Origin of the sequence: Solirubrobacter phytolaccae (genome assembly GCF_027587195.1) — a bacterium.
GTDB classification, from domain to species: Bacteria; Actinomycetota; Thermoleophilia; order Solirubrobacterales; family Solirubrobacteraceae; genus Solirubrobacter; species Solirubrobacter phytolaccae.
Genome location: NZ_JAPDDP010000006.1, coordinates 84,752 through 96,880 on the forward strand (window position 1 = coordinate 84,752; position 12,129 = coordinate 96,880).

Genomic DNA, 12,129 nt, shown 5'->3' on the forward strand with positions numbered 1-12,129 from the left:
GCGCAGATGTACAAGCAGTCGGACAACGGCGTCCTGGCGTACTCCACCCAGGACGGCGTCGTCCACACGATCTTCCAGAACGGGACGAACGACGCGATCGTCAGCACGGCGCTGCAGGCGCCGCTCGGCGTCCGGGGCACCGTCGGCGAGTGGAGCGCGGACGGCACCCGCCTCCTGCTGTCGGACTCGAGCCAGGACCTGCTCGACGTCAACCCGTGGACACGGACCCAGATCGCCAAGGTCGACGAGCCGTTCGCGATCGTCGGGCCGTCGATGTCCCCGGACGGGACCGCCTACGCGTTCGGCAGCACGGCGAACGGCGCGAACATCTACACCACCGCCGACGGGACCACCACGCAGGTCTTCCCCGGCGCGTCCGACGGCACGGCCTGGTCCAACGACGACCAGCTCCTGATCACGAAGGACGGCGAGGGCGCCCTGCGCTTCCCGGACCCGGTGGCCACGAACCACGCCACCGCGAACTGGTCCGTCATCTTCGACGGGGTCTATCCCCTGCACTCCACGATCTCGCGTGACGGCACGAAGGTCGCCTACACGGGCTTCGGCCTCGAGGAGTCGGGTCCCAGCTACGACGCGGTCCTCGTCCGCGCGGACGGCCAGGACAGCCCGGGGACCAAGGTCGAGGGCAACACGAACAGCTCCCACGAGAACCTCACGACGATCTCGCCCGACGGCAAGAAGGTCGCGTTCGCCTCCAACCGCGCCGGCGACGGCACCTGGTCGATCTACATCCGCGACCTGATCGCCAACACGACGACCGTCGTGCCGAACACCAAGCTCGCGTCCGGCATGAACTTCAAGGGCCTGTCGTGGCAGCCGGCGATGATCCCGAACCTCGCGCAGGGCGACATCAGCAGCGCGACCGAGGTCGGGAGCACGCTCTACCTGAACGAGATGTACGACACGCCGACCGCGCCCGTCATCACGACGTGGCAGTGGCAGACGTGCGTCGACGTCGACCAGTGGGACCTCAACGGCACCTGCACGAACGTGAGCGGGCAGACCAGCGCCGGCTACGCCGTGACCGCGGGCGACGTCGGCAAGCGCTTCCGCGTCATCCGCACCGTGACCAACGGCGCGGGCACCGACACCGACGCCTCGCTCATCACGGAGGCGATCGTCGCGCCCGACACCACCGCGCCGGGCGTGCCCACGATCGGGACCAAGCCGAGCAGCCGCTCCAACGTCGCCTCCCCCACGTTCACGTGGACCGGCGCCGAGGCCGGCGGCACGTACCGGTGCTCGCTCGACAACGCCGCGTTCGCCCTCTGCACCTCGGGCTCGACCTTCGCGGTGACGGGCGACGGCTCGCACTCCTTCCGCGTCCGCCAGATCGACGCGTCCAGCAACGCCGGCGATCCCGCCGAGTACACGTGGACGCTCGACACGTCCGCGCCGGGCACGCCGACCGTCACGACCCGGCCGGCCACGCGCACCAAGCAGACGAGCGCGACCGTCGCCTACACCGGCGCCGAAGCGGGCGGCAGCTTCGAATGCCGGCTCGGCGCGGGCTCCTGGATCGCCTGCGCGTCGCCGGTGACCATGTCCAACCTGTCCGAGGGCGACAAGAGCCTCTCGATCCGCCAGGTCGACACGGCCGGTAACCGCTCCGACGCGGAGACCGTGAGCTGGACCGTCGACCTCACCGCACCCGCGGCGCCGACCATCACCACCAAGCCGGGCACGCTCTCCAGCGCCACCGCGCCGACGTTCGCCTGGACCGGCGCCGAAGCCGGCGGCACGTACGAGTGCGCGATCGACAGCGGCGCGTACAGCGCGTGCATCTCGGGCTCGACGTTCCCGCTCACCGGGCAGGGAGCGCACAGCTTCAAGGTCCGCCAGGTCGACGCCGCGGGCAACGCGGGCACGGCGGCCGACCACGAGTGGTCGCTGGACTCGACCGGTCCCGCGGCGCCCACCATCACGACCGACCCCGGTACGAGCTCGCGCACGACCGCGCCGACGTTCGCCTGGACCGGCGCCGAGGGCGGCGGCACGTACGAGTGCGCGGTCGACAGCGGCACCTTCACCACCTGCACCTCGGGCTCTACGTTCCCGATCACCGGGGAGGGCGCCCACAGCTTCAAGGTCCGCCAGGTCGACGGCCTGGGCAACGCCGGGACCCCGGCCGAGCACACCTGGACGCACGACACGACCGTTCCGACGGCTCCGGCGATCACCACCAAGCCGCCCGTGACCTCGAACGAGGCCGCCCCGACGTTCGCGTGGACGGGCGCCGAGGGCGGCGGCACGTACGAGTGCTCGCTCGACAACGGCACGTTCACCGCGTGCGTGTCGGGCTCGACGTTCCCCGTCAGCGGCGAGGGCGTGCACTCGTTCCGCGTGCGCCAGGTCGACGCGGCCGGCAACACCGGGCTCTTCAGCGCGTACACGTGGGCGCTGGACACGACGGCGCCGGCCGCGCCGCTGATCATCGGCTCCCACGACGCCGTGTACAAGCGCACGGCCGAGTACCAGTTCACGGGCGAGGAGGGGGCGAGCTTCGAGTGCCGGCTCGACGCCGGCGACTGGACCGCCTGCACGTCACCATCGAACGTGAGCGGCTACACGAGCGGCGCCCACACGTTCCGCGTGCGCCAGGTCGACGCGGCCGGCAACACGAGCCCGGCCGCCGAGGACGCCTTCACCGCGTTCCTCGACGAGCCCACGACCCCGGTCGTCGAGCCGCCGGTGGCGACGCCCACGCCGACCGCCACGGCCACCCCGACCCCGACCGCGACGCCGACCAAGCCGAAGCTCACCGCCGTGATCGGCGACACCGCCTCCGGCACGAGCTCGGGCGCGACGATCGCGGTCAAGGACCAGGGCGTCGCCGTCGGCTGCTCGATCACGGGCACCGTGTTGACCTCCTGCCGCGTCGACCTGTTCACGGTCGCCGGCGGGACGGCCTCGATCGCGCACGCCGCCGCGGCCAAGCCGGTGCTGATCGGCACCGGCACGTACCGCAACGCGGACGGCGCGAAGAAGCTCGAGGTCGACGTGGCCCTCAACGCCACCGGCCGCGCGCTGATGCGCAAGTCGCCGCGGGGCCTGAAGGTCTCGGTCAAGATCACGGGCACGCCGGTCAAGGGCGAGCAGCTCGAGGCGACCGGCGTCGCGACGCTGGTCCGCCAGCGCGTCACCGCCACGATCGGCGGCTTCGCCGTCAACCGCGCGACGCTGACGACGGGCGCCAAGCGGCAGCTGAACCGGCTCGCCAAGCAGGTCAAGGGCACCGCCGTCGCGATCCGTGTCGTCGGCAACACCGACGCCTCGTCCGACGACGCCGACTACCTCGAGCGGCTCGGACAGCGCCGCGCCCGCGTGGTGGCCGCGTACCTGCGCGCGCACGGCGTGAAGGCCAAGGCGACGCTGGTCTCGGCCGGCGCCACGCAGCCGAAGGCCAGCAACGCCACGGCCGCGGGCCGCGCGCAGAATCGCCGCGTGGAGCTCCGAATCGACCGCTAGCCCCGACCTCCTGCCGTCGTCGCGGACCCGTGGCCCGCGACGACTTCAGGGGCGGCGTGTCAGCGGCCGGTCGCCGCGGCTCGTCGGCGCGAGACCGCGTCGACGCTGGCCGCGAGCAGGAGCACGAGGCCGTTGATGATGAACTGCACGCCGGACTTCTGCGTCACCAGCGGGAGACCGTTGGCGATGATCGCCACGACCAGACCGCCGGTGACCGCGTCCACGATCCGGCCGCGCCCACCGAACAGCGAGGTGCCGCCGATGACCGCCGCGCCGACCGCGTACAGCAGGGTCTGCGCGCCACCCGTGGTCGGGGAGACGCTGTTGTCGCGCGACGCGAGCAGGATGCCCGCGACGATCGCCAGCGTCGATCCGAGGATGAAGCAGACCGTCTTGATGTTCGGGACGTTGATGCCCGCCCGGCGCGCCGCCTCGGCGTTGCCGCCGACCGCGTACACGTGCCGGCCGAAGCTGGTCCGCATGAGCAGGAACGTCAGCGCGACCACCAGGGCCACGACCAGCGGCACCACCCACGGCACGCCCTGGATGATGATCGGCGCGTTCGCGCGCTGGCGCTCCTGGTTGAGCAGGAACACGGCGATCAGCACGACCACCGCGAGGGCGCCGACCTTGGCCGCCCAGACGGACATGGCCGGCGTCTGCAGACCCGCGCGCTTGCGCGTCTGGATCGCCCGCAGCGACGTGGCGGCGAACCCGGCGACGACGATCACCGCGAACAGCCAGCCGAGGCCGGTCGGCATGTTCTTGTTCATCACCGACAGGACGGCGTCGTCCCGGATCGGGATCGTGCCGCCCTCGCCGATGATCAACAACATCGCGCCCTGCAACCCGAGGAAGAAGGCCAGCGAGACCACGAACGACGGAATGCCGAGCCGCGCGACCAGCAACGCGATCGCGAACCCGATCGCCACGCCCGTGAGGAGCGCCGCGGCGACCGCCAGCGGCCACGCCCAGCCGTGGTTGGTGAGCGTCACGCCCAGGATGGCCGCGCCGGTACCGGCGGTGAAGCCGGCCGAGAGGTCGATCTCGCCCAGCAACAGGACGAACACCAACCCCATCGCGAGCACCATGATCGCCGCGCCCTGGTTGAGCAGGTTCGCGAAGTTCTGCTGGGTCAGGAACGAGTCGGGCTCCATGATCCCGAACACGATCACCAGCACCAGCGCGCCGATGACCGCCGGCAGGGCGCCCAGATCGCCGCCCTTGATGCGCTCCCAGTAGCCGCCCGCGGCCTCGCCGATGCCGCCCTGCCCCGGCGTCGTCTCGCGCTCGAACTCCGAGACCGGCGGGGCCGGGACGGTCGCCTGCGCGCTCATGCGACCGCCGCCAGCGCGTCGGACCGGCCCGCGGTGATGAGCTCGATCACCTGCGTGTACGTGACGTCCTTCGCCCGCACCTGTGCCGCCATCTGGCCCAGGTAGAGCGCGGCGATGCTGTCCGCCACCTGCATGACGTCGTTCATGTTGTGCGTGATCAGCACGACGCCCAGCCCGTTGTCCGCGAGGCGGCGCACGAGCTTGAGCACCTGCTCGGTCTGGGCGACGCCCAGCGCGGCGGTCGGCTCGTCGAGGATCACGACCTTCGAGTTCCAGAGCACCGCCCGGGCGATCGCGACCGTCTGCCGCTGGCCGCCCGAGAGCGAGGACACGTTCTGCCGCAGCGAGCGGAGGGTGCGCACGGACAGCGACTTCAGCGTCTCGCCCGCGCGCTTCTCCATCTCGGTCTCGTTGAGCGTGAGCCCCGAGTGGATCTCACGCCCGAGGAACAGGTTGTGGACGACGTCCAGGTTGTCGCAGAGCGCCAGGTCCTGGTAGACGATCTCGATCCCCAACGCGTTCGCGTCCTTGGGCCCGTGGATCGTCACCGGCCGCCCCTCGAAGCGCAGCTCGCCGTCGTCGATCGGATGGATGCCGGCGATGCACTTGATGAGCGTGCTCTTGCCGGCGCCGTTGTCCCCGACGAGCGCGGTCACCTCACCGGCGCGGACGTCGAGGTCCACGTCCCGGAGGACGTGCACCGCCCCGAAGGACTTGTTGACGCCCCGCAGCGAGAGCAGGGGCTCGCTCATCCGCTGATCCCGTTCTCCTGGCACGCCTTCTTCAGGTCCGCGGTCGTGCACAGCTTGTCGGCGGTGGTGAACCCGTCGGCGACGACGTCCTTGACGCTGTCCTTGAAGATCGCCTGCGGCTGCAGCAGCACGGACTTGACCTGCTGCTTGGTCTCGGTGTCCTCGACCGAGCCGGTGGCCTGCGCGTCGGCGCCCGCGGTGTCGCCCTTGGCCAGCGCGATGGCGAGCTTGGAGGCCGCGTCGGCCTCCTTCTTGATCGCCTTGTAGACCGTCATGCACTGCGTGCCGAGCAGCACCCGCTGCAGGCCCTCGTCGGTCGCGTCCTGGCCGGTCGTCGGGATCTTGCCGTCCTCGCCGTTGCGGCTGAGCACGGACACCACGGCGCCCGCCAGGCCGTCGTTGGCGGAGTCGACGCCCACGAAGTCGCCCTTGGCCTTGGTGAACATCTGCTCGAAGATCGTGCCGGCCTTCGTGTTGTCCCAGTCCGGGACGCTCTGGTCGGCCGCGATCGTGTAGCCCGCGTCCTTGATCGCCTTCTCGTAGCCCTGCTTGAAGAGCGTGGCGTTGTTGTCGGTCGGCGAGCCGTTCAGCAGCGCCACCGGGCCGCTCTTGTCGCCGTTGGCCTGCATGCACTTCACGAGACCCTCGCCTTGCGCCGTGCCGACGGCGACGTTGTCGAAGGACACGTAGTAGGAAGCGCCGCCGCCGAGCGTGAGGCGGTCGTAGTCGATGACCGGCACGCCCTGCTGCTTGGCCTTGTTGATCACGGCCGCGGCCGACGGCGAGTCGAGGTTGACGATCAGCAGGGCGTTGACGCCCTCGTTGAGCATCTGGTCGGCGATCGTGCCGAACTTGGCCTTGTCGCCGTTGGCGTTCTGGATGTCGGACTCGACGCCGGCGGCCTTGAACGCGTCGGCGAGGAAGGGGCGGTCCGCCTGCTCCCAACGGGCCGACGACGCGGTGTCGGGAAGGATGACCCCGACCTTGGCGGTCGGCGCGGGCGTCGAGGAGCCGTTCGAACCGCTACCGGACGGGGCGGCATCGTCGCTGCCACACGCGGCGACGGTGATGGCGAGGGCCGCGGCGACCGCGCCCGCGATGATCTTGTTACGCATCAGCGCACTCCCAAGAGGACGTCGGTCGCCGTCGTCGCGCTGCTCGTGGCCGGCTGTGTAGCTGCCATCTCGTCTCCTCGCCGTCTCCGACACCGCTCGTGCAAGTGCCGACTGGTACTTATGAAGGATTCTACGTATAGCGGGTGGAATAGAGTCTTGGACCAGAGTGAGCGTCAACGATCGTCCAGGTTCGTCTCCCCGGCGCTTCAGCGGGCGCGAGGAGAACCGCTTCAGAGTGCTGCGGGCGCTCTACACCCATCCGGGCAGCACGCGGACGGAGCTGGCCGAGCACACCGGGCTTTCGCGGCCCACCGTCTCGGTGGTGGCCGACGAGCTCGTCCAGGCCGGGCTGGTCAGCCAGCACGAGGACTCCCAGCCGCGCACCGGGCGGCCGCCCGTGCTGCTCTCTCTCGCCCCTGGCGCGGCGTTCGCCGTCGGCGTGGACATGGGGCACGCCCACGTGCAGGTCGCGGTCAGCGACCTCTCGGGCCAGATCCTCGGCCAGCGGCGGGAGGACGCCGACGTCGACCACGACCCGATCGACAGCCTGGACCTGGCCCGCGACCTGGTGAGCGAGGTGCTCGAGCAGGCCGGGGTGACGAGCGACCGGGTGATCGGCGCCGGCATGGCGCTCTCTGCGCCGCTGGATCGCACCTCCGGCGCCATCCTCGCCGAGGGCATCCTGCCGAACTGGTCCGGGGTCCAGCCCGCGCTCGAGATGCAGCGCCGCCTCGGCGTGCCGGTCGAGGTGCGCAACGACGCCAACCTCGGCGCGCTCGGCGAGCACACGTTCGGCGCGGGCCGCGGCGTCGCCGACATGCTCTACGTGCGCCTGTCGGCGGGGATCGGCCTGGGCCTGGTGCTCGACGGACACCCGTACGGCGGGACGAGCGGGATCGCCGGCGAGCTCGGCCACCTGCGCGTCCGTCCCGACGGCCTGATCTGCCGCTGCGGCAACCGCGGGTGCCTGGAGACCGTCGCCAGCTCGGCGGCGGTCGCCCGGCTGCTCGCGAGCAGCCGCGACGAGCGCATCACCGTCGAGCGGCTCCTGGAGCTGGTGGCCGGCGGGGACCGCGGCGCGACCCGCGCGGTCTCCGAGGCCGCAAGCACGATCGGCGAGGCGCTCGCGTCCGTCGTGAACCTCTTCAACCCCCAGCTGCTGCTGGTCGGCGGCGATCTCGCCGCCGCCGGCGAGACGCTGCTCGAGCCGCTGCGCACGGCCATCGACCGCTACGCCATCGGGCCGGCGGCCGGTGCCGTGACCGTCAGCGCGGGCGCGCTCGGCAGCCAGGCCGAGGTGCTGGGTGCGGTGGCGCTGATCCTCGGGGAGTCTCCGGCGATCCTTGCCGCCGACGCCGCGTGAGAGCTCTTCGCGAGCTCTCATGAGTTCTGAAGTCTTTTTCGTATAGCGGTCTCATCACGGCGGTCTCAAGGCTGTTTTAAGCACTATGTTGCGGAAACAGTTTCGAGTCGAGGAGAGAGATGAGGATCAACCAGATCAGGCGGATCGCCGCCGCCGGTGTCGTGAGCGCGATCGCGCTGTCGGGCGCCTTCGGCGTCGGCACGGCCGCCGCGGTCGACTACACGCTGCCGTCGCTGTGGCAGTCGTACAAGGACGACTTCACGATGGGCACGTTCGGCAACTGGAACAGCCAGCAGGCGCTCTACCACTACCGCGCCAACAGCATCCCGAACAACCTCAAGCTCGACAGCCAGATCGGCACGAGCGCCACCAACAGCCTCTCGCGGCAGGCGTACGTCGCCAAGGTCGCGCAGATCAACGCCGACGCCACGCTCACCGCCGACCAGAAGGCGGCGGCGATCGAGGACGCCAACCAGCAGATCGTCCTGCAGCCGACGACCGGCAACGGGCAGGCCGAGCAGATCCTGCAGTCCATCCAGGCCTACAACGCGACGCTCCCGGCGGACCAGAAGAAGGTCGTCCGCGGGCACGTGTTCGCGTGGCACGGCGGCCAGCAGCCGAACTGGTTCTTCACCAACGGCTTCTACTACGACGCCGCCCACCCGGATTGGGCGAGCCCGCAGACGATGCTCAAGCGGCTCGACAACTACATCCACGCGATGACGAACAAGTACGCCAAGTACTCGGACGTCATCGTCGCCTGGGACGTCGTGAACGAGTCGGTCGACGACTACACCGGGCAGATCCGCAACGCCGACGACGCCCAGGTCGGCCAGTGGGGCCGGATCTTCCGGCGCCCGGACCTCGACGGCGACCCGGACGCCCGCCTCACCGCCGAGTCGGCGTGGGTGCGCCAGGCGTTCGAGTCGGCCCGCAAGTGGGAGAACGCGGCGGGCGTGCACTGGAAGCTCTACTACAACGACTACCAGGACTCCAACAAGCTCTACGAGCCGAAGGAGAGCCAGACGATCAAGCTGCTCAAGCCGATCCACGCCGCGGGCAACATCGACGGCTACGGCATGCAGGGCCGCCTCGCGTGGGCGTACCCGACGATCGACATGCTGCGCAAGCAGATCGACGCGGGCCTGACCGTCGCCGACGAGATCTCGATCACCGAGTCCGACATCCGCAGCGACTTCGAGCCCAACCCGGACTACGACCCGTCGCAGCCCACCCGGCGCGTGACCGAGGCCGACGGGGCCGATCCGTCCCACCAGTGGCCGACGTACGGCTCGTGCTCGTGGACGAACCGCGCGGCCGCGAACGGCAACACGTTCGACGTCTGCAACTCACCCGTGCGCCGCATCCCGGCCTGGGGCACCGCGTCCAACGACACGCTGGCCAACAGCCCGGACATCATGCGCAAGCAGGCCGACTTCGCGGCCGACTGGATGGACCTGCTGCTCTCGTACAAGGGCAAGGTCGCGCTGTACGACTGGGACGGCACGTCGGACTCGAGCACGTTCAACCGCACGACCGGCGGCCACCTGTGGTCCGGGCTGTCCGGCAACCCGGAGAAGTACTCGTTCTTCGCGGTCATCGGCGCGCCGGCCCGCGAGAAGCTGCGTGACGCGATCGCCCGCGTCGACACGCTGGTGCCCGCGACCTACGCCACCGACGCGTGGCAGAAGGTCACCGCCGCGCGCGACGCTGCGAAGGCCCTCGTCTCCACCCGCATCTACTCGATCGACGGCGTGAACGCGGTCAAGAGCGCGACCGCGGCGCTCACCGACGCGATCGGCGCCTACGAGGCGACGACGGCCGACGGCACCGTCGGCGGCGCCGTGCCGGCGACCCTGTCCCTCACGCTCGGTGCCGCGGCGGCGTTCCCGCCCTTCGTCCCAGGCGTCGAGAACGACTACACGGCGACTACGACCGCCACCGTCCTGTCGACCGCGGGGGACGCCACGCTCAGCGTGAGCGACCCCGGTTTCCTCACCAACGGCGCGTTCGCGCTGTCGGACCCGCTCCGGGTCGCGTTCTCCAGGAGCGCGTGGACAGCACCGGTCACGAATGACCCCGTGGCGGTCACGTTCCGTCAGCACATCGGCGCGACGCAGCCGCTGCGCACCGGCAGCTACAGCAAGACGCTGACCTTCACGCTGTCGACCACGACACCGTAGAACCGCGTCCGGTGCGGCGGCTCACGAGCCGCCGCGCCGCGTCGCGGTGCGGACACCTTGCGGGTGCACCCGTCACGCGACCCCGACCGGCCGCTGGTGCCTGAGCTTGAGGACGAGCACCAGCATGGTGACGAGCAGCGCGAGCACCAACGCGGCGCCCAGGGCGAGCGCGACCCAGACCCACCCGGGCGTGCCGCCCGTGGAGGCGATCGGTGTCGTCTCCGCCTCCGCCTCGGCGGCCTTCTTGGGTGTGAACGTGACCGTCTGGTCGATGAAGATCGGTTTGGCGAGCTTCGGCCGGATCACGCCCTTGACGCGATAGTCGCCCTCGGTCGGACGGCCCGTCCACGGGATGCGGAAGTTCAGGCCTTCGCCCGGGAACAGCTGTCCGAGCGTCGAGGCGTGGGTGATGACGGTCTTCGCGCCGCGCGACACCGTCAGGTTGACCGACGCGCTCGTGATGAGCTGCGTCCCGCCTGGACGCAGCGCGAGCACCAGGCCGGCGCCCGCGGGCTCGACCTTGATCGTGACCGAGCGCAGGGTGAGACGCCGATACAGCCGGCCAGGGAGCCGGACGGTGATCGGCAGCGCTTGGCGGTTGACGTTGCTGAAGTTGAACGCCTTCTTCTGGCTGGGCTTGCGGCGGGCGGCGGCGAGCTCCGCGGCGTTGACGCCGACGATGCCGGCGTAGTAGGAGGCGCGCCGAGCGGTCGACGGGATGCTCAGGGTGTAGGTCACCGTCTGGACGGCGTTCGGCTGCAGACGCACCGTGTGCGTGGCGAGGCGCAGCCAGCGCCCGGCGCCTTTGAGCCGCGAGGTCTTGTACGCGGCGTTGCCGTTGCTGGCGGCGCCGATGTCCGCCGCCTGGAGCTTGACGGTCACCGCTCTGCTGGACAGGCTGCGGACGACCACCGCGCCGCGGACGACGCGGCCGGGGGTGCCGCGAACGAGCTTGCCCGACCCCGTGTCCGAGACGGTCAGCGCGAACGCGGGCTTGGCCGGAGCGGCCGCGGCCGGCGCCGCCGCGATTGCGACGAGCGCCAGCACGGCCGTGGCGGCCGCGGTCCCGACGTGGGGACTGGGGAGGTGCATCTGGGGTTGGGACCGACGGCCGCCGGAGGACCTAGGCGACCGGGGGCGCGGCCGTGTAGGTCAGCGTGCTGCTGTAGCTGCCGGCGCTCGCGTCACCGGGGATGACCACGGCGAGGTTCTCGACGGCGCCGGCGTCGGCGGCGAAGTCCCAAGAGCCCTGGCCGGTGTCGGCGTCGGCGTTCTGGATCGTGGCGGCGGTCGTGCTGAGGGCCTGGGCGCCGCCGGCGGTGGGGCCGGCCGCGGCGGGGTTGCCCGCGGTCGCGGTCGCGGTGGTCGGGGTCAGCGTCATCCACGCCTCACCGCCGGCGAAGGTGCCGACGGCACCGCCGGCGACGACCGGGGCGGTCGCCGCGACGGTGATGCTGTAGCCCTCGTTGCTGCCGGTCGCGTCCGTGACGTTCCAGGCGCCGACCGCGGTCGTGATCGTCTGGGTGACGCCGGTCAGGTTCGCGGCGAACGGGGCGAGGGCGGGCGCGGAGTTCGTCAGCTGGCCGGCCGCCAGGGTGCCGGTCGCGTCGGTGGGGACCTGCGCGAGTGCTGCCATCGGAAGCGCCGCGAACGAGGAAACGGCGATGAGACCGACGGCGATGTGGGTGCCGCGGGATGAGAAGTACTTCGGCATGTTGGATGCCTCCGTGGGTGAGCAGGCCTCGTTCGATGTGTCTTTCGACACCGACCGTTCGAGGAACGGCGGGCCATCGGCAAACCTGGGGACTCCGGAGGAGTCGCTCAGCGTTGCGACCCTGCCTTTCGGCAGGCGTGTGGACGGTTGAGGTTGCCTGCTCGGCTTGTACTCCC

General features: G+C 70.9%; 8 protein-coding genes. 3 read left to right on the forward strand and 5 right to left on the reverse strand.

Going from position 1 to position 12,129, the window contains the following annotated elements; genetic code table 11:
- The first annotated feature begins 6 nt into the window (after positions 1 to 6).
- Entirely contained in the window at positions 7 to 3,489 is a 3,483-nt protein-coding gene (locus OJ997_RS05040; protein WP_270023951.1) for an OmpA family protein, read from the forward strand.
- A 59-nt stretch (positions 3,490 to 3,548) separates the two neighbouring features.
- Here OJ997_RS05040 and OJ997_RS05045 read toward each other — a convergent pair whose 3' ends face one another.
- Genes OJ997_RS05045 through OJ997_RS05055 form a run of 3 tightly spaced genes read right to left on the reverse strand, consistent with a single transcriptional unit; the run spans position 3,549 to position 6,693 of the window.
- Entirely contained in the window at positions 3,549 to 4,826 is a 1,278-nt protein-coding gene (locus OJ997_RS05045; protein ID WP_270023952.1) for a sugar ABC transporter permease, read from the reverse strand.
- Complete coding sequence (locus OJ997_RS05050) at positions 4,823 to 5,578, reverse strand: ATP-binding cassette domain-containing protein (protein ID WP_270023953.1); 756 nt, start codon at positions 5,576 to 5,578, stop codon at positions 4,823 to 4,825. The genes OJ997_RS05045 and OJ997_RS05050 overlap by 4 nt, the downstream gene beginning before the upstream one ends.
- Positions 5,575 to 6,693 (reverse strand): sugar ABC transporter substrate-binding protein, encoded by a 1,119-nt coding sequence (locus tag OJ997_RS05055; protein WP_270023954.1) that lies wholly within the window; start codon positions 6,691 to 6,693, stop codon positions 5,575 to 5,577. The genes OJ997_RS05050 and OJ997_RS05055 overlap by 4 nt, the downstream gene beginning before the upstream one ends.
- A 166-nt stretch (positions 6,694 to 6,859) precedes the next feature.
- Here OJ997_RS05055 and OJ997_RS05060 point away from each other — a divergent pair, with 166 nt between their 5' ends.
- Both OJ997_RS05060 and OJ997_RS05065 read left to right on the forward strand, forming a co-directional pair.
- Positions 6,860 to 8,056 carry an ROK family transcriptional regulator gene (locus OJ997_RS05060; protein ID WP_270023955.1) on the forward strand — a complete coding sequence of 399 codons (1,197 nt, stop codon included), beginning with the start codon at positions 6,860 to 6,862 and terminating at the stop codon, positions 8,054 to 8,056.
- Between the two features lie 119 nt (positions 8,057 to 8,175).
- On the forward strand, positions 8,176 to 10,239 hold the full coding sequence (locus OJ997_RS05065; protein ID WP_270023956.1) for an endo-1,4-beta-xylanase: 2,064 nt from the start codon (positions 8,176 to 8,178) through the stop codon (positions 10,237 to 10,239).
- A 72-nt stretch (positions 10,240 to 10,311) separates the two neighbouring features.
- Here the strand turns inward: OJ997_RS05065 and OJ997_RS05070 are convergent, their stop codons facing one another.
- Positions 10,312 to 11,331, reverse strand: a complete 1,020-nt coding sequence (locus OJ997_RS05070) for a hypothetical protein (RefSeq protein ID WP_270023957.1) — start codon at positions 11,329 to 11,331, stop codon at positions 10,312 to 10,314.
- A 31-nt stretch (positions 11,332 to 11,362) separates the two neighbouring features.
- A complete protein-coding gene (locus OJ997_RS05075) occupies positions 11,363 to 11,953 on the reverse strand; it encodes a WxL domain-containing protein (RefSeq protein WP_270023958.1) in 591 nt (196 codons plus the stop codon).
- Positions 11,954 to 12,129 lie beyond the last annotated feature (176 nt).